20 protein-coding genes, 1 tRNA gene and 2 pseudogenes are annotated in these 18,357 nt (G+C 36.3%); 6 read left to right on the forward strand and 17 right to left on the reverse strand.

Features of this window, described 5'->3' with window-relative positions:
• Positions 1–490: 490 nt before the first annotated feature.
• The 4 genes from EG346_RS21760 to EG346_RS21775 form a co-directional block, all read right to left on the reverse strand.
• Positions 491–1,717 (reverse strand): site-specific integrase, encoded by a 1,227-nt coding sequence (locus tag EG346_RS21760; protein WP_123881561.1) that lies wholly within the window; start codon positions 1,715–1,717, stop codon positions 491–493.
• 252 nt (positions 1,718–1,969) lie between these two features.
• Positions 1,970–2,054, reverse strand: a tRNA-Ser gene (locus EG346_RS21765).
• 213 nt (positions 2,055–2,267) lie between these two features.
• A complete protein-coding gene (locus EG346_RS21770) occupies positions 2,268–2,495 on the reverse strand; it encodes a glyceraldehyde-3-phosphate dehydrogenase (RefSeq protein WP_123881563.1) in 228 nt (75 codons plus the stop codon).
• A gap of 651 nt (positions 2,496–3,146) precedes the next feature.
• On the reverse strand, positions 3,147–3,737 hold the full coding sequence (locus EG346_RS21775) for a DUF6624 domain-containing protein (protein WP_123881566.1): 591 nt from the start codon (positions 3,735–3,737) through the stop codon (positions 3,147–3,149).
• Positions 3,738–3,821: 84 nt separating this feature from the next.
• On the opposite strand from EG346_RS21775, the pseudogene EG346_RS25540 reads away from it, so the two are divergent.
• Together EG346_RS25540 and EG346_RS21780 are read left to right on the forward strand one after the other, a co-directional pair.
• A pseudogene (locus tag EG346_RS25540) lies at positions 3,822–3,920 on the forward strand (IS982 family transposase); the annotation flags it as partial.
• A 204-nt stretch (positions 3,921–4,124) separates the two neighbouring features.
• On the forward strand, positions 4,125–4,487 hold the full coding sequence (locus tag EG346_RS21780; RefSeq protein ID WP_073334844.1) for a helix-turn-helix domain-containing protein: 363 nt from the start codon (positions 4,125–4,127) through the stop codon (positions 4,485–4,487).
• A 903-nt stretch (positions 4,488–5,390) separates the two neighbouring features.
• On the opposite strand, the gene trxB is transcribed toward EG346_RS21780, so the two are convergent.
• The 3 genes from trxB to holA form a co-directional block, all read right to left on the reverse strand.
• Positions 5,391–6,332 (reverse strand): thioredoxin-disulfide reductase, encoded by a 942-nt coding sequence (gene trxB / locus EG346_RS21785; protein WP_073334843.1) that lies wholly within the window; start codon positions 6,330–6,332, stop codon positions 5,391–5,393.
• Positions 6,333–6,563: 231 nt separating this feature from the next.
• Positions 6,564–7,457, reverse strand: a complete 894-nt coding sequence (locus tag EG346_RS21790; protein WP_123881569.1) for an alpha/beta hydrolase family protein — start codon at positions 7,455–7,457, stop codon at positions 6,564–6,566.
• A 55-nt stretch (positions 7,458–7,512) separates the two neighbouring features.
• On the reverse strand, positions 7,513–8,550 hold the full coding sequence (holA, locus tag EG346_RS21795; RefSeq protein ID WP_123881572.1) for a DNA polymerase III subunit delta: 1,038 nt from the start codon (positions 8,548–8,550) through the stop codon (positions 7,513–7,515).
• A 7-nt stretch (positions 8,551–8,557) separates the two neighbouring features.
• Between holA and EG346_RS21800 the strand changes: the two genes are divergently transcribed.
• From EG346_RS21800 to EG346_RS21810, 3 genes are all read left to right on the forward strand, one after another.
• On the forward strand, positions 8,558–8,989 hold the full coding sequence (locus EG346_RS21800; RefSeq protein WP_123881575.1) for a type I restriction enzyme HsdR N-terminal domain-containing protein: 432 nt from the start codon (positions 8,558–8,560) through the stop codon (positions 8,987–8,989).
• Between the two features lie 524 nt (positions 8,990–9,513).
• On the forward strand, positions 9,514–10,125 hold the full coding sequence (locus EG346_RS21805; RefSeq protein WP_123881578.1) for an HAD family hydrolase: 612 nt from the start codon (positions 9,514–9,516) through the stop codon (positions 10,123–10,125).
• Positions 10,126–10,283: 158 nt separating this feature from the next.
• On the forward strand, positions 10,284–11,027 hold the full coding sequence (locus tag EG346_RS21810) for a dienelactone hydrolase family protein (RefSeq protein ID WP_123881580.1): 744 nt from the start codon (positions 10,284–10,286) through the stop codon (positions 11,025–11,027).
• Positions 11,028–11,178: 151 nt separating this feature from the next.
• Here EG346_RS21810 and EG346_RS21815 read toward each other — a convergent pair whose 3' ends face one another.
• The 6 genes and pseudogenes from EG346_RS21815 to EG346_RS21840 form a co-directional block, all read right to left on the reverse strand.
• On the reverse strand, positions 11,179–11,538 hold the full coding sequence (locus EG346_RS21815) for a cupin domain-containing protein (protein WP_123881583.1): 360 nt from the start codon (positions 11,536–11,538) through the stop codon (positions 11,179–11,181).
• Positions 11,535–12,062 (reverse strand): GNAT family N-acetyltransferase, encoded by a 528-nt coding sequence (locus EG346_RS21820; protein ID WP_123881585.1) that lies wholly within the window; start codon positions 12,060–12,062, stop codon positions 11,535–11,537. Before EG346_RS21820 ends, EG346_RS21815 begins: the two co-directional genes overlap by 4 nt.
• A gap of 3 nt (positions 12,063–12,065) precedes the next feature.
• A complete protein-coding gene (locus tag EG346_RS21825; RefSeq protein WP_073334924.1) occupies positions 12,066–12,671 on the reverse strand; it encodes a DUF2911 domain-containing protein in 606 nt (201 codons plus the stop codon).
• A 183-nt stretch (positions 12,672–12,854) separates the two neighbouring features.
• A pseudogene (locus tag EG346_RS25400) lies at positions 12,855–12,914 on the reverse strand (methylated-DNA--[protein]-cysteine S-methyltransferase); the annotation flags it as partial.
• A gap of 102 nt (positions 12,915–13,016) precedes the next feature.
• Complete coding sequence (locus EG346_RS21835; protein ID WP_123881588.1) at positions 13,017–13,565, reverse strand: DinB family protein; 549 nt, start codon at positions 13,563–13,565, stop codon at positions 13,017–13,019.
• A gap of 54 nt (positions 13,566–13,619) precedes the next feature.
• Positions 13,620–14,138, reverse strand: coding sequence for a Crp/Fnr family transcriptional regulator (locus EG346_RS21840; RefSeq protein WP_123881591.1), 519 nt, complete (start codon positions 14,136–14,138; stop codon positions 13,620–13,622).
• 76 nt (positions 14,139–14,214) lie between these two features.
• Here EG346_RS21840 and EG346_RS21845 point away from each other — a divergent pair, with 76 nt between their 5' ends.
• Positions 14,215–15,069 (forward strand): hypothetical protein, encoded by an 855-nt coding sequence (locus tag EG346_RS21845; protein WP_123881594.1) that lies wholly within the window; start codon positions 14,215–14,217, stop codon positions 15,067–15,069.
• Between the two features lie 9 nt (positions 15,070–15,078).
• Here the strand turns inward: EG346_RS21845 and EG346_RS21850 are convergent, their stop codons facing one another.
• The 4 genes from EG346_RS21850 to EG346_RS21865 form a co-directional block, all read right to left on the reverse strand.
• A complete protein-coding gene (locus EG346_RS21850) occupies positions 15,079–16,125 on the reverse strand; it encodes a bifunctional transcriptional activator/DNA repair enzyme AdaA (protein ID WP_228426325.1) in 1,047 nt (348 codons plus the stop codon).
• Complete coding sequence (locus EG346_RS21855) at positions 16,122–16,898, reverse strand: isocitrate lyase/PEP mutase family protein (protein WP_123881597.1); 777 nt, start codon at positions 16,896–16,898, stop codon at positions 16,122–16,124. Before EG346_RS21855 ends, EG346_RS21850 begins: the two co-directional genes overlap by 4 nt.
• 65 nt (positions 16,899–16,963) lie before the next feature.
• Positions 16,964–17,434, reverse strand: coding sequence for a DUF1203 domain-containing protein (locus EG346_RS21860; RefSeq protein ID WP_123881600.1), 471 nt, complete (start codon positions 17,432–17,434; stop codon positions 16,964–16,966).
• A 174-nt stretch (positions 17,435–17,608) separates the two neighbouring features.
• Entirely contained in the window at positions 17,609–18,298 is a 690-nt protein-coding gene (locus tag EG346_RS21865) for a hypothetical protein (protein ID WP_123881603.1), read from the reverse strand.
• Between the last annotated feature and the right edge of the window lie 59 nt (positions 18,299–18,357).

An 18,357-nucleotide genomic window follows, 5' to 3' on the forward strand; every position in this document is an offset into this window, starting at 1 on the left:
TTTAGTTTTTAGTACTATTAGTTTTTATATATTTTACTTGCACGAATGCAAATAAAACAAATCTACTAAAAAATTGTCGTTTTAATTAATTAATGAATTTTGTACATTTTATTAATTACTAATAACAATACTATCATCAATGTCTTCAAATGACCTCTATAGACTTTTCATAGTTTTAGATGACAGATAATTTATTTTTATCTCAGAATCTGTTCTAATCCTCTGCAAATCCTTTAGATATTTCGAAGGTTATGACTATAAGATAAACAAAGCCAAATGAAGACTGATTTTTCCAATAAAGATTTTTATTAATTTTTAAGCTAATTTGCAATCAATGTTAGCTAAAAGAAATTTCTTGTTAATGAAGAGTTTTGTAATTCATGTTTAATATGGCTCAAACGAACCAAATCATCTATAAAAGTGTTTGAAGATACGCTCGTCTTGGTCCCAAGGCGGGATTACATTTAATATCTCCATAACTATTTTAATCTCAATTAAACTCACTGCCCTCAAGTTTACTTCTTAAAACCGACATATCATCGCTCACTTTCTTATCCAAAATTTTAGCATAGTGTTGAGTGGTTTTGATATTCGTGTGACCAAGCATTTTACTTACACTTTCAATCGGAACGCCATTAGACAATGTAACTGTAGTAGCAAATGTATGCCTTGCGATATGAAATGTCAACTCTTTATTGATTCCACAAACACTCGCAATTTCTTTGAGATAAGAATTCATAGTCTGATTACTTACAACAGGAAACAGAACATTTAAGTTTATACATTGGGGATGGTTCTCATATTTTAAAACCAGTTCTTTAGCTAGCGGCAGTAAAGGAACTCTGGTTGAGGTGTCGGTTTTTTGACGACGGGTAAATATCCATTGGTCGCCATCAATGCCGATATTGATATGAGACTTTGTCAATTTCTTCACATCAACATAAGCTAAACCCGTATAACAGCAGAAAAGAAAAACATCCCTTACTTGTGTCAATCTATCGGAAACAAATTCTTTTTCATACATTGTCTGGATTTCTTCTTTGGAGAGAAACGGTCGTTCTACAGCTTTGAGCTTTGCTTTATAGCCAAGAAAAGGGTCTTTGTTGAGCCAGCCGTGTGCCATACAGAGCCTGATGATTTTTTTGAAATTCTTAATGTATTTCACCGCGGTATTGTTTCCGCATTTACGTACACTTCGAAGCCAGAAATCATAATCCATAATGAAAGCGTGATCAATAGCCTTGATATCGATATCAGAAGTTTTATACTTCCAGTTAATGAATTCCTGTGTATGTTTTAATGATGTTTTGTAACGCTCCAATGTTCCGGGAGCAAAATCGTGACCGACCAGGGCTTCTACTTTATCATTATGCTCTTGAAAGATAGGAATGAGCATTCTTTGCTCGATATCAGTTCCAAGCAGTTTAGATTTTAAACCAACTGCCGTTACATTGTTATCCTCTTTTAACATTACGTAGTGTGAATCGTAAACCTGTTGCTCTAAAGTCTTAAGATAGACATTAAGCGTCTTAGCCTCCTGAGAGTTACCCATTGCCTTATGCGCTTTGCCATCCCATTTCTGGGGATCGATATATCTCTTAGCAGCAATGTCCGCTGCCTTGCCATCTATCGTGATTCGCAAGTAGATGGGAGCGGTTCCGTTGGTTCTGATTTTATTCTTTTTTATAAAGAATAACAGGTTGAATGTTTTGTTCATAGTGTGGTAACCTTAATTGTTAATAATTTACTTTTTGTTACCACTTTCTGCAAGATGTACAATCGTTAGACTGCCTATTGGTCGGGTTTTCCTGAATTTTTCGTGACCCATTTTCAAATTTTCAGGATGGGTCACTAAAAAGGTCATAAAAATCGTGACCTATTTTGTTTTTTTTTGACTCTAGCGCAAAACAAAAAACGCTGTAAACATTGATGTTTACAGCGTTTTAGCTTATTTTAGTTTCTCAACTAGCGGAGAGAGAGGGATTCGAACCCCCGGACCTGTTACAGTCAATAGTTTTCAAGACTATCGCAATCGACCACTCTGCCATCTCTCCTGAATCCCGGTGATACCGTTGTTTTCAGTGGTGCAAATATAAAACGATTTTATATTTCTGCAAAACTTTTCCCTGATAAATTTTAACAAAACTTAATAATAAGCTTAAAATCAGGCGAATTATTTTCACTCATTTCTTTAAAACAGATCCCTAATATTACGTTCCGGAACTAAAAGTACAGTCTTTGTACTACGTTTGGGACTTTTGTTTTGTTTAGCTTTCCTTCTTCTCTTCCCTGTCTACTATAGAAATGAAACTATTTTTCAGAAAATCCGACGGATATACAAACTGATCTCCGTTTTCTCCCTTCACCACAATGGCGCCTTGTTCATCGTTCAGGCATTTGTCCAGCTGGGTTTGCATTTCGTTCAGTTTTCCCTCCTTTACATCAATGGTGTAGGTTCCTGTGACGTGTTTTATTTTTATGATTTTGTTGTGCATGGTATTTTTTGATTGGGTGATCAATTTAGGGATTATACATTAGGTAGGGGCATGTTTTTTCTGAAAAGCAAAACTATACTAAAAATGAAGCTAGGGAAAAATAACCGTATGACAAAATTTTTGTTTCTACAGTATTTACACTAAATAATAATTACTTTAATATCAAAGTTTAACAACACTAAAGTCACGGAAATAACTCTATTACCTATGATCAGCAAACTATAAATTGAAATTTACTAAATAACACTCTATTGCTGTTTTTGATAATAAATGACTCATATTCTCTATTTAAAAATAGAATCAGTGTGTCTATCGTGTAATTTCGTTGTATTTTGATTTTCAAGCTCTATAATAGGTTCTATGAAGGTCATTAGCAACTACATTTTTACACCAAAAAAGTCAAGCGTATTTGTAATTGAAAGAGCGCTTTTATTGGGTTCACTAACAGCCGTTCTTTAACAGCTTGTTTGATAGGTATAATCAAAAGAATTTAAGAGTTTTAATAAAAGATAAAAGAAGTTATCCATTGGTTATTTACAATTTCTTGTATTATCCTGCTCTAGGTTGATGTTTTTTTTAATAAAATTTATGTGAGAGACAAACTCCAAATAATTATGACCGGAGTCGTCTACGTGATTATATGTTGTGTTGTTAATTCGGATTGAACTGAATATTAAAATACTTTAAATAATCCTCTATTGGTTCCAATCCCATTTCTTTTCTTCTTTCGTTTACAGTTTCAGGATTTTCTAATTTATACAATTTACCATTTTCTATTTGTGAACCATATATTTGGGGTTTTCCTTCGTCCATTAACATCCTATCTTTCATCAATGCATATTGCTGTTTAGATAAGTCTCCATTTTTTACCGCTTTTTCTATTTGTGGAAAATACTTTTTTCTGATTTCTTCAGTACTATGTTGCAGTCCCAACCAGATTGCATCCATTTGTTTTTGACTCACCTCCTTCAATGTTGGCATACCACACTTTTCAATAATGCTAATCACTAATTCTTGATTCCTATGATCTTCTTTAGCGTATTTGATGAGTTCATTTGATTTTCTAATCCTTTGGTCACTTTCTAAAACTTCGCTCAAGATTTGACGTTTTTTGCTGCAATCGACTTCAATAATATCTACTGAACCTACATAGACAAATTTATCCTTATTCATATAAAGGAATATTGATATCATTAAAACAAGAGCGGTTAATATGCTAAATAATATTTTTTTTATTTTCATTTCTATTTTTGTTTCATATTCCAAAATAGATTGACCATTTTTGGTTAAAAATCACTTGTAAAAATAGGAATTATTTTTAAGTGTCGGAATAAAATATGTAAAGATGAACAGTATTGTTATCCAAACAGAGATTTTTGCGCATCACAGCAAATGTCTTTTTTTGGCTACAAACTTCATGCGGTTTAGCAAAGATTACAGCTCTTACAATTGTTCAATTTATTAATAAAAACTATTTAAACAAAAAAATCAACAATCTAAAGTCAAGTATATTTTAAAATGCACAACGGGTTTTATTTATCAAAGAATATAGGCTATTCCTATTTTTCTCTTTTTAATAAAAATTTAAAACTGAATTTTCTATATTTGTACAAAACACACCCACACCCTATGGAAAAGCTAAGAACTCTAAGAAAACAAAGAGGCTATACGCAGGAGTATATGTCCAATATTATCGCTACCGATGTATCCAACTACAGCCGTAAAGAAAGCGGTGATGTAAGAATATTTGATGATGAGTGGGAAAAGCTGGCTAAAGCTCTGGACGTTAAAGTAGAGGATATTAAAGAAGATAAACCGGGAAATACAGTCAATTTTAATGACTCATCTACCAATTCTGGAACTGCAATTCTTAACAATAATTACAACATTCCTGATTATATCTTAGAAAACCAGCAAGAATATATCAACCTTCTGAAGGAGCAGATAGAAGCCCTAAAAGCGGAAAATAAAAGATTAAAATCCAGAAAATAAATCTGTACGACAGATCATGATATCCAAACTGCTCCAGACCGGAAGCAGTTTTTTTGTTTGTGGCCGTTACCCCGTATTATTATTTAATCACAAAAGCTTTTTAATTATTTAAACACTTTAAAGCACTTTAGTTTTAAAAGTTTTATCAGCATGAAAATAAGAAAAATACAAAAGCAGAAAATCAAAGATTTCCTTGAAAACTTAAGTGTACTTCTTGTACGCAATCTTTTAACTTAAAATAACTAAAGTGTTTAAAAACTTTTGTGACTTTTGTGGTGGATATTTGTTCTGTTTTAAACCACCCCGTCAAAAATTCTTTGAATTTTTGACACCCCTCCGAAAGAGGGGAATGTAGATCCCTGCTCATTAAAATGGGTTTAACAGATGTACTATTATGATGAAGAAAATCTTTGATTTTCATGAAAACTTAAGTGTACTTCTTATGCGTAATCTCTTAGCTTAAAATAACTAAAGTGTTTAAAAGCTTTTGTGAATTTTGTGGTGGATATTTGTTCTGTTTAAACCACCCCGTCAAAAATTCTTTGAATTTTCGACACCCCTCCGAAAGAGGGGAATGTAGATCCCTGCTAACTAAAATGGGTTTAACAGATGTACTATTATAATGAAGGAAATCTTTGATTTTCATAAGAACTTAAGTGTTCTTCTTTGCGTAATGTATTTAATTAAAAATAACTAAAGTGTTTAAAAACTTTTGTGACTTTTGTGGTGGATGTTTGTTCTGTTTTAAACCACCCCGTCAAAAATTCTTTGAATTTTCGACACCCCTCCAGTGGAGGGGAATGTGATGCTCGCCAGTTATAATTTTTGTGGGAAGAATCGGGAGTAAGTGACATAAAAAAAGCGTACCCGGTGGGTACGCTCTGTATTGTAAAAATCTGGATATTAATGTAATTCAGCAAGATATTTCTCTGCATCCATCGCAGCCATACATCCGCTTCCTGCAGCCGTGATCGCCTGTCTGTAGATATGATCCTGAACATCTCCAGCAGCAAATACTCCCGGAAGATTGGTTCTTGTAGATCCTTTTTCAGTAAGGATATATCCGTTTTCATCAAGATCGATCTGTCCCACGAAGATATCGGTATTCGGCTTGTGACCGATCGCGATGAAGATCCCGTCTACATCAACTGAAGATTTTTCCTGAGTCTGGTTGTTGATGATCATCGCTCTTTCTACCAGGCTGTTCTCTCCTTCAATCCCAATTAACTCATGATTGAATTTCACTTCAATGTTCGGTGTGTTTTCCACTCTATGAATCATCGCCTTAGAAGCTCTGAACACGTCTTTCCTTACCAACATCGTTACTTTTCTCGTAAGTTTCGCAAGATAAGTAGCTTCTTCTGCCGCTGTATCTCCCGCTCCTACAACTACCACATCCTTTCCTCTGTAGAAGAATCCGTCGCACGTAGCACATGCTGAAACACCGCCTCCTGCATATTTCTTTTCGTCATCAAGACCCAGATATTTTGCCGTAGCCCCGGTAGAGATAATCACCGTTTTGGCGAAGATCTCTTTATTTCCTGCGTATAATTTGTGAACACCACCTTCTTCTTTGGAGAACTCAGCTTTGGTGATCATTTCGTAATGAACTTTCGTTTCAAATCTTTCCGCCTGCTTCTGAAGATCCATCATCATTTCAGGTCCTGTAATTCCTGCCGGATATCCTGGAAAGTTATCAACCTCCGTAGTTGTGGTTAATTGTCCGCCCGGCTCCAAACCTGTATATAATTCTGGTTTCAAGTCTGCTCTTGCTGCATAAATAGCCGCTGTAAAGCCAGAAGGCCCGGATCCAACGATCACACAATCTAAAATGTTTTGTTCCATAATTTACTTTGTTCAAAAAGATTTTAATTCAGTCCGCTAATTTCGTAATTTTTAATGTTTTATTAAAGTATTTTTAATGATACTTGTCAATATGAAATATATGGACTGTCGATGAATGGTTTACTGAGTGCGAGATTGGGTAAAGTGATATAGATCGCTGGGTTAAGGGGAATGAAATATAATTTTTCACTCTTCATTCTTCACTTTTCACTCTAAAACCCTCCACACCAACTACTCCACCATCCACTTCACCAGCTCACTCCCATCCACAATATTCCATGAATGCGGATGTTTTGTTCCGTTTGCCCGAATTCCGCGGTCTTGGGTTTGGATGAGTTCCGTATGTTTATTTCCTGCTTTCAGTAATGTTTGATTGGCTTTTTCCAGTACGTAGGCATTAAGTTCTTCGTAGGTTCTGTTTTTCTTTTCCAGCTGCCATTTCAGGTCTGGTTCGCAGTAAAATCTTGTTTTAATATTCTTAAGATATTGGATATTACCTTCATCAGCGGGTGCAGACATTAAATAGGGTGAAAACGTTTTATATTTTTCACGGTTAATATCCGGTTTTCCTATTTCTTTTTCCAGAAGTTCAGTCAAAAACTTTGCTTCTTCTACGGCTTCGGGATCAGCATTTTTGGCTACATCTTTTCTAGCATTATCGTACAGCTTTTCAAGATCAATTGGAGAGTCTACGATCAGCAGACCTTTGGGCTGTATAGGATCATGATTTTTAATTAAAAAAGTAGCCAGAAGAAGTGCGACATTTCCACCCCCGGAAAAACCTCCGATGTATATATGATCTGTGGAAATTTCATTGCGCTTAAATATTTTGTGTAACGTTTTTGTGTATTCCTGTTTTTCAGATTCCGTTAAAAATAATTTCTGATTATAGTCTAAAAGAATCGTGGTAATCCCTTTCTTTTCGATGCCTTTTAAAAATCCGGCTTCAGTTTTCGTATGTTCAATAGTACAGGGAAAGCAGGGAAATAAAATAAGGACCGCTTTCTGATCCTGTGCAATCGTTAATTCATAATGACGGCCTTTTATCGTCTGTCCCCAAAGATTCTGAGCTGCAAAAAGCATCAAAACAAAAGCTAAAACAATCAGGAAAAAACTTTTTCTCATCGTAACAAAAAAATAAAACCCTAAAACACTCTCACTCTAATACTCTCAAAACTCCCTACACCTTCATTTTAATTTTATCAATATTGATGATCTTATACACCAATTCCTTGATGAGTTCCGCTTCTCCCATATTAACCGCTCCAAGGCCTTTTCCTTTCATATCAAATTCTCTTAAGATCGAAATTACTCTGGTCGCGTGCTTCAGCGGATACAGTCTTGCACTTTCCGCATAATCTTTGATAAAATAGGGATTGACACCCATTTGTGAAGCGATAACCTGCGGCGACTGTCCGGACATCGTCTGGTAAATAATCACATTGGAAAAATAACTGTAAAGATTGGCCAGCATCATGACAAATGGGTTGTTCTTTGGATTTTTACCCATAAAATGAGCGATCCTGAAAGCGGCATCTGCATTTTTGGTTCCTAAAGCTTTCTGAAGCTCAAAAACATTGTATTCTTTACTGATTCCGATATGATTTTCTACGATCGTTCCGTCCAGGATTTCGCCTTCTTTAAGGATGATTTTTAGCTTGTTCAGTTCGTTGGCAATTCTTGAAAGATCGTTTCCGAGATATTCTGCAAGCAGGTGGGCAATATTCGGGGCTGTTTTGATTTTCAATTGTGTACATTCATCAGCGATCCATTTGGGAAGGTTGGAATCTCTCACGGATTCACTTAAGAAAAGGGCTTTGGCTTTGTCTAAAGCTTTTGTCGCTTTTTTTCTGCTGTCCAGTTTCTTGTGTTTATGGGCAAAAACCAGTACCGTAGAAGGAACAGGATTGTCCACATAGGCTTCCAGCACCCGGTTTTCTTCCTCATTGAATTTCAGATCCTGAGCTTCCTTGACGATGATCAGCTGCTTGTCCCCCATCATCGGGAACTGTCTGGCCAGAGAAAGGATCTCATGATAAGAAGTATCTTTTCCGTACACCACCGTCTGGTTAAAGGCTTTTTCATCTTCCTCCAGAAAGTCGTGTTCAAGCACTTTTACAGCAGCATCAATAAAGTAAGGTTCTTCTCCGTGGAAAAAATAAATAGGTAAAACTTCTTTATTTTTAATATTTTTGAGGATTAAATCTAATTCTTTCATCTTATTAATGGAACTTCCAAAACTGAATTTTCAGGAAACTTTTGATTTTAAATTCAAGAAAGACAAAGATAAGTTTTTTATTTATGACTTGGTCCGCAAAACTTACCTTCTGCTCACTCCTGAAGAATGGGTGCGCCAGCACTGGATCCACTATTATCTTACGGTAAAAGGGTATTCTGCCTCTGCCCTCATTACTGAAAAAAAGATCCTTCTGAACGGCCTCACCAAAAGAATCGACCTTCTGGTGACGGAGAAAACCGAACCTATCATCCTGATCGAATGCAAAGCCCCACAGATCAAACTGACAGAGAAAACATTTGAACAGACTGCACGGTATAACTCCATTATCGGAGCGAAAGAAATTATCCTTACGAATGGCCTTCATCATATCAATGCCTATTACGAAAACGAACAGTATCAGTTTTATAAACCTGAGTAAACGCTTAGTATTTTCAACCACAAAAATTTAAAACCATAAGAAAACCCGTTAATCCAAACACCAATTCCCGGGTCTCTCTCCCATTCCCCTCCTCCGGAGGGGTGGCGAAAATTCAAAGAATTTTTGACGGGGTGGTTTAAAACAGAACAACTATCCACCACAAAAGTCACAAAAGCCTTTTGTTTGCACACTTTAGTTATTTAAGTTAAATAAATTACGCATAAGAAGTACACTTAAGTTTTCATGAAAATCTCTGATTTTCTCTTTATGGGAGCTTATTATTTTCAAGATGGTAAAACTTTTAAATCCAAATTGATCTAAACTGTTTTACATTAAAAAATTTTGGGACTTTTATGGCTAAATAGTATAGGTAAGATTTATAATTTCTTTTGATTTTCTATTGATATGAACTTAATGTTTTCAGAATAAAAATCTTTTGAAATTTATGTATTCTAAAGGGTTTAAATATCAAAACTTTTGCGACTTTTGTGGTTAAATAAAATTAAAAAAGTTTAAAAACATCTATGGAAATTAAAAATATCATTTTCGATTTTGGCGGCGTACTAATGGACTGGGATCCCAGATATTTCTTTAAAGATTATTTCAATGATGATGAAAAAATGGAATACTTTCTGGAAAACATTGCTCAGTCTGAATGGAACGAACAACAGGACAAAGGAAGAAGTCTTGCTGAAGGGACTGATATCCAGGTAACAAAATTCCCTGAATGGGAAAAGGAACTCAGAGCCTATTATGACAACTGGACAGTGATGCTGAAAAGTGATATTCCCGAGAATGTAGAGATTTTAAGACGTTTAAAAAATACGGAGTATCACTTGTTCGGATTGACGAACTGGTCTGAAGAAACTTTTCCGTACGCATTGGAAAACTATGACTTTTTTCAAATCTTTGATGGAAAAATCGTAGTTTCAGGAACAGAAAAATTAATCAAACCTGATCCGAAAATCTGGCATGTACTATTGGAAAGATATGATATCCAGGCCGGTGAATCTCTTTTCATTGATGATAATCCTAAGAATATTGAAATGGCTAAGTCGCTAGGCTTTATCACCATCAAAATCAATCCAGATACGGATCTGAAACAGGAACTCGAAAACGTAGGCGTTAAGCTCTGATTGGCTTGCAGTTTTAACATTTATATTTATCCTCATGATCAGTTATTTTCAGTAATTTAGATGAGGATTTTTTATGTCCGATAACGGTCAAGCATTACAAATGACCTCTTCGCCATGAAAACAGGCATGCATTTGATCCTTTAAGTAAATTACAAAATATGATACGTACCCTTTTATTAACCGCTTGTATAATGAGCACAGAAACCGTTTTCAGCCAGAAACTTAAAACCGTTTCCTATCAGGACGGAACACAGAAACTAAATGGCCTTGTCACTTCCAACGCTGGAAAAAAACTTCCCGGTGTTTTGATTCTTCCAGCCTGGAAAGGGATTGATGACGAAGCTAAAACCGCTGCTGCCGAACTTGAAAAGCAAGGGTATATTGCCTTTATTGCCGACATTTACGGAGAAGGAAATATTCCAACAGACAATGCTTCTGCCGGTAAAACTGCGGGATACTACAAACAGAATTATGAGGCCTACCAGAAGCGTATTTCTCTGGCTCTGGACCAATTGAAAAAGAATGGAGCCGTTTCCAGTAAAATTGCTGTGATTGGCTATTGTTTCGGAGGAACGGGTGCTTTAGAATCTGCAAGAGGAAGCCTTCCGGTTGTGGGAGCAGTTTCTATTCATGGAAGCATCGGAAAAGATCAGACCAGAAAAAACGGACCTATTTCCACGAAGATTTTAGTTGAAAATCCAGCGGACGATCAGGGAGTCACTCCGGAAGATTATAATAATTTAATCAAAGAAATGAACGAAGGCAATGCGGACTGGCAGATCATCACTTATGCTCACTCAAAGCATACCTTCACCGATCCGAAATCACCTGATTATAATGAAGTGATGGCAAAAAGAGCGTGGAATCATACGCTGCTATTTTTGAAGGAAATACTGAAATAAATTTCATTTATTTTAATGTAACAGTGTATCAGTGTAACAATCTAGCAATGTAACAGTTTAACAATGCAGCAGTGCAACAATGGTTTTACCGAGAAATATCATTGGTACATTGTTACACTGCTATATTGGTACATTTTTAATTGGTATATTTTTAATCTTCCCTATTCACCAATTCCATAGAAAAGGCAGGAAGACAGATAGCAACATAATCACAAGGTTCTGAGAACGGGTTGCTGTAACGCACTCTTGCTCCTTTTTCTATCAGAATACTCTGTCCTTTTTCAAGAATGACAATTTCTCCATCGATTTCAAACTGCTTTTTTCCCGAAATAATAAGGGTAAATTCATCAAATTCAGGAGTCTGATGCGGCTCACTCCAGTCCGGTGGTGCCACCATGTGGGCAATGGATACATTAGAGTTTCCTGTGGAGTTTCCCCAATGTTCTTCGATCAGTTTTCCGTCTGTAGTAGGAACTACAAAGGGTGATTTCTGGATTTTATATTTTTTCATGAGCGATTCTCTTTTTTAATTTCATACACAAAATTGGTTCTTGTAGGCTCTGCGAAATAGGCGACTTCCTCTTCTGCAATCTTCTCTCCGCCAATTCTTTCCAAAGCCTTTTGGGAGCGGAAATTCTCCTTACCGATGTGGAAATGCACTTTATCTACAAACTGGAAGATATAATCGAGCATGAGTTTCTTTACCTGCGGATTAATTCCCTTACCCCATGATTTTGTTCCATAAAAGGTATAGCCAATGAAAATACGGTTTTCCTCTTCATCAAAGTTATAAAACCGGGTGCTTCCCAAAACATCACCGGAAGATTTTTCTATGATTTTAAAAGCGCCTCCGCTTTCCATCGCTCCCAGAAAAAAACTTTCAAAAACTTCTCTTTTGTAGCGGTCTTTGTTGGGATGCTGCTCCCAAACCCGCGGATCGGAAGCCACTTCATATACAGACTCAAAATCCCCTTGCTGTAAGGGGATTAATTGGTATTCCTGATTTTCTAAAACAGGTTGGATTGAAAATTTCATTGCTTAGCTTTTTGCTTTTGCTGCGTCAGATTCTATTTTCTTGATTTCTTTCAGTTTATCTGAAATTTTGATTACCGCATCAGGTTTTGCTGGCTTCAGAGCCACTTCTGCCTGAACCATATCCCACTTAATGACTAAGTTTCCTGAATTTTCGTCGGTAGGGTTCAAAGTAATTTCAAACCATTCCTGCTTATCCGCCAGTTTATTGACAGGTACTGTAATATCTACCACATCCTGTTTTGGATCATAGGTATAAGCGCCCCACTGCTGGAAATCTTTATTCAGGATCACCTTCCATTCTTTTTCTGTAGGAACGATGAAAAGACCGTAAGTTCCTGCCGGAACCATTTTTCCACCGAAATTAACAGACTGTCCGAATGTGATTTTAGTAGATGAGTTCGCTCCTGCTCTCCAAACCTGTCCGTAAGGAACAAGTTCTCCGAATATCTTACGTCCTTTCACTCCCGGTCTTCCGTAATCGATGCTGATTTTAGACATTGAAAACTGCTGCTCTACCTTCTGACGCGGACTTGCAGCCGGTACTGAGTAATCCTGAGCAAAACTTAAAGCCGAAGCTGATAGGCAAAGTGCAAATAGTAACTTTTTCACGTGTAAATTTTTGCCTAAATTTACAAAAATCAAAATAAAATAGCCTTTTCTAATTCCAATAATTTTTGCTTTCTCCGGAATCCTCCTGCATAGCCCACCAGCTCTCCGTTTGAGCCAATGACCCCGGTGACAGGGCATCAAAATAGCAATTTTATTAATACCTTTCGCCGTTCCTACGGTACGTATTTCCTTGGGATTTCCTGAAAACTCAGATGGCTGTTTGTAGGTTCTGGTCTCTCCCATCGGAATCTCGCGCAACAGCAGACAAACCTTCTCCTGAAACTCAGTTCCGGTGATTTACTCTTTTATATTCAACCTGTAAGTAAATTCTATAATTAATTGTACTTAAAAATTCTTCATCATTTTTTTTGTCTGAAGAATATGCCTCTCATTATGATAGATCACAAAACGAAAGGTATCGCCCAATTTAAGTTTGACCAATTTTGAAATGCTGATATTAGTTTTAACTTTACTAAGATCAATATTCCTTGCTTTTTCGAGTAATTCCAGTAATTGCTGCTGTTGTCTGATGAACTCTTCCACCACCCTTTTATCCAGTTGGCTGTTAATAGGGTTCATGCTTTTAAAAGTTTTCATCTTCTTTAATTTTTCCCCGGGAAGCATCGATTGAGCAAAATAGTTTCCTAAAATTCCTGATTTAAAAATTGGCGCAGGAGAAGTTTGGGAAGCTGAGATTCTATGACTGATCTCAGGGATATAAAAGTTTCCGTACCGGTTCAGATGTTCAAGACATTCCAATACGCTCCAGCTTTCATGTGAGGCTCTGGAATTGAGTTTTGCCTCAGACTCATGCAGAAGATTTTCCGCTACATGACTATGTTCCTGAACCTGTATTTTCAATTCATTCAATAATTGTGATGTAGAAATTTTCATTGATGATTTTTATACAAATTTCGGGATCCGTTTTTTCTTAAATCTTGACCGAACTCAAGATTTTTTGAGCCTGGACAAAGTTTCCGGAGACATTCTGAGGTAATTGGCGATGTATTTATTAGGAACTTCCTGAAAAAGCTTCGGACTTCTTTTCAATACTCTGTTAAAACGTTCTCGTGGAGAATTGATCAGCAGGTCTTTTTCTCTTTCAATTTGCTGCAACACAAGATCCTCCAAAATACGGTTCCAAAATTTAAGATTTTCTTCACCTGACTGAATAAATTGGTAGAAATCTTTTTGAGGCGCTACTCTTACAGTCGTTTTTTTGATCGCCTGCATATAAAAACCGGAAGGCTTTCCGGACAAAAATGAATCCAGTGAAACAATAATATTTCCTGTATATCCGAAGCGGATGATGCGTTCTTCATTTTCATCCATCATATAGATCCTGATGCTTCCATTTTCTATAAAATAAATATCGGTATCTGTACTTCCTGCCATCTTGAGAAATTCATTTCTTTTGAATTCTTTTTCCCTCCAATGAAGGCCACTATTAAGTAGTTTTTGAATCATTTGACATTCCTGTTTGCTGTTTCAAAGATAATAGGTAATTTTAAAATTCCTGATTTTAACCACTAATCACTTTACAATGTTCAAAAAAACAAGCTTTATTCTCCTCTTTTCTGCGGGTCTTTTCAACATACATGCACAGCAAACCATCCCTTTCAGAATCACCAAACATAATAATATCATTGTGAAAACACTGGTCAATAAAAAGGATTCTTTGGATCTGATGTTCCAGATCGCTATGGAAGATGCTTCCATTTCTCCGGAAAGACAGCGCAAAGCAGATCATATTATTTTCAATAAAGAGGAAATCAGCGAAAATAATACGGTACAGATTGGAAAATTAACTCTTAATAATGTCCGTTTTTCGGATAATCAGCTGGCTGGCCACGAGGCTGACGGAAAGATAGGAACAGTCCTGTTTGGAGGAAAAGCATTTAAGATCGATTATGACCATAATCAGTTCATTGTCTATGACAAAACACCGGACGTAAAAGACTTCCAACCTATTAACACGATGTATGACCATGAAGCTTTTTATATTGTAGCTGATAACGTTATTGACGGAAATAAGCAACAGGAAGCTTATTTTGTCCTTCAATCCGGATATTCAGGAGGGTTGTTGTACAGTAATGATTTCGCTGCCGAAAAAGAGCTGGACAAAAAACTGAAGATCACAGGAGAAAAGACATTAAAAAACTCCAGCGGGAAAAGCATCATCACCAAACAGGGCATACTTCCTTTTTTGAAAGTGGGAAATAGTGTCCTAAAAGATGTTTCAGCAGGATTTTTTATCGGTGACCTAAAAAAACAGACGGTCAATTATTTTGGTGCCGATCTGTTGCGAAGATTCAACTGGATCTTTGATGCAGACCGAAAAACAGCGTATATCCAACCGAGTAAGTATTTTTCGGAACCTTATTATAAGATTAATTAGCGAAGCTATTTAAAATAAGATAGCCCCTTCCAATTCCAACAGTTTTTGTTTTCTCCATATTCCTCCCGCATAGCCTACCAGTTCTCCATCTGAACCTATCACCCTGTGACACGGAATAATGATGGCAATTTTATTGATTCCATTGGCCGTTCCTACAGCACGCACGGCTTTAGGGTTACCCAAAAACTCTGATTGTTGTTTGTAGCTGCGGGTTTCTCCTGTGGGGATCTCTGTTAAAAGCTTCCAAACTTTCTTCTGAAAATCCGTTCCAGTAATATAAAGAGGTACCTCAAACTTGGTCCTTTTTCGCTCAAAGTATTGGTTCAGCTCTTCTTCCAGCTGTTTGAAGTGCTTATTTCCACCCTGAACGATTTCTGCATTCATTGTCTTGGAGAGCCGGGTAAGCTGCTGGTCTATATTTTTCCGGTCTGTAAATTCGAGCAGGCAGATTCCTTCTTCACAGGCACAGGCGAACATAGGGCCCAATGGAGTCTCTATTCTTTTCAGATCAATGATTTTCTGGTGGCCTGTATTTTTAGGAGTGGTCCCAATGATGTCTTTGAACCGCTCATTGAATCCGCTTAAACTTTCGTAACCTGATTCCAGGGCTACCTCTATGATGCGTTCCCCGTTTTTTATTTTCTTAAATGCTTTATTCATTCTGAATTGTCTTTGGAAAGCCTGAAACGTCATTCCATGGTTTTTCAGGAACCAGCGGCGCACAGTTACGGGTTCAATATTTCTTTCCACAAGATCTAAGTCTTTGATTTTTAAGGATGCATCCTTTTGTAATTCCTCCAATAATTCATGAATATAAGCCGGAGTTTCATTCAGTTTATCCAAAGGTTTGCATATTTTACAGGGTCTGTAGCCTTTTTCTATCGCTTTTTCGGGATCAAAAAAGAATTCTACATTTTCTTTTTTGGGTTTTCTGGCTGTACAGGTCGGCCGGCAGAATATGCCTGTGGTTTTTACCGCCATCCAATAGCTGCCTTCAAATGAGGAATCTTTGTCTAAAGATGCCTGATACATCCTATCTTCCGTCAGTTTCATCATGATATAAAAATTGGTGAGAAATTTTGTCCGGCACTGATTTTCAGGACAGCAGTCTCCAACTGATCGTAAATATACCCATTTAAAAAGTTACCGGAAGAGATTCTTTTTACACCCAATTCCTGAAGGGTTTTAAAATCAGGAAGATCCGGCATACACATCACACTAAACGGAAGTTGCGCAGCATGAATAACGTGTTCAATATCCTGTACTTCTGTAATGCATGGAACAAAAATCCCATCCGCTCCCACTTCCTCAATGATTTTCATCCGCTGAAGGCTTTCTTCTACTGCATTTTCTACTCCTAACAGAAATGGATCTATCCTTACATTGACGAAAATTTCAATATCCTGTTTTTCAAGTTTCTTAATAATGGTATTTAATTTTTCAAAAAAATCCTCTGTACTTAATAGTCTTCTGGTTCCGTCAATGATGACACTGTCTTCGATATTGATCCCAACAACGCCAGCATTTGCCAGTCTGGAAATGTTTAGAACAATCTCCTCCGCAGTTTGCCCGTATCCTCCTTCCAGATCTACGGACAAGGGAATTGATATAGATTTCAAAATTCTTTCAATGATATAAAAGTATTCATCAAAACTCATGTTCTCACCGTCCTCATATCCCAGGGTAAATGCCACGGCCGAGCTTGAAGTTGCTACTGCCTGATAGCCCAGTTTTTCATATACTCTTGCGCTTTGGGCATCCCAAACGTTTCCTATTAATAGTGGATCATCCTGCTCATGCAGTGCTCTGAATCTCTGAATTGCTGTCATCTTATTTTTTTATCAAAAGTACTGGGGATCTTATTTTTATGCAACCGAAAAACGGACAAGTATTTTTATATTCTTTTTACGGTACAATTAAAACATCCTGGTTTTGCATTATGCAAATGTATATATTCAATCTTAGGATTTTCCAGAATTTGCAAAAGTTTGTTTTTTAGAAACCTACCTTCAGAAACATAAGCAAAAATCATCATTGCCTCTTTATTATAACCTCGAATAGAAAGTAATCTATGATTGAACATTACGGGAATTTCATTTTGTGCATACTTTTTTGTTAATTGATTTGCCCGTACAAAAACAGGTCCGCTGGCCCGATACGGAGAGTTGACATTGTGAAAATCATAGTTGAGGAGGAAAACCGTCTCCCCGATCGCAGCATCTTCCAAAGTAACCCTGCATGGAAATCCCGGGAATTTATCTGCTATTATTTTTTTAATATGATTCTCTGCGAGTTCAGTTTCTGATAAATCATTCAAATATTCAAAATCTAAATAATTCAATGCTTCCAATTTAAAATTATTCATTTCCTTTTTTTACAAATTTAAATTGACACCATTCATAGTACAACCGAAAAACGGACAAGTATTTTTTATTTATTTGAAAGAATAAACCCCGCAAGAAAACTCACGGGGTTTGAAATATATCGTCTGGTTTCGATTATTACATTGTCTCCATTTTGAAATTCGTGTTTTCAATTATTATACAACTTCAGATAATAGAGATTGTATATTCTGTAATTCTTCTTCTGTGGTATAAGTTATGATGATAAGCAGGTTATAGCTTTCATAATTTTTCAAAGCATACATTCTGTTTCCCGTTATATTTCCGTTTATATCAGGAATTGATACTTTTAGATAGGGGATTTTATCATTTTTTCCAAACTGTAAATTATTTGTTGCTTCTAAATTTTCTTTATTAAGCTTTAGATAATCAGAATTAGATTCAAACTGTTTTTTCAGTTCTTCTTTTATGAGTTTAATGTCTTTTTCAGCATTCTCACTTGGAGAAGAGACAACGGCAAATACAAGATCTCCTTTTCTTAAACCTGATTTAACCTCATCCAAACTATTATTCGAAATTGAAAATAAGGGATACACAGCATCTTCCTGAGTGATATTAAGTTCTTTAGATATTTTGATTTTACCTTCCGTCAGAATCGTACCGGGTGCATTTTGGTTCATTGGTATAAATTTAGAAAATCCATTTTCATTATCAATAAAGCTCCAACTATTCGGAAGCTGAATGGTGAAATTCATTGACTCATTGTGATACTTCCAATCTTTTGTTAATGTCCCTTTTGAAATTTCGGGAATATTGTCTGTTCCTTTATTACAGGATACTATTATACATAAACTATAAACTGGTAATAGGTATTTTAAAAATTTCATTGTATTCGATAAGCATTAAGTTAATTTTTGATACCCCCGTTTTTGCATCATCGTTTTCG

This window comes from Chryseobacterium carnipullorum, from assembly GCF_003815695.1.
GTDB lineage: Bacteria > Bacteroidota > Bacteroidia > Flavobacteriales > Weeksellaceae > Chryseobacterium > Chryseobacterium carnipullorum.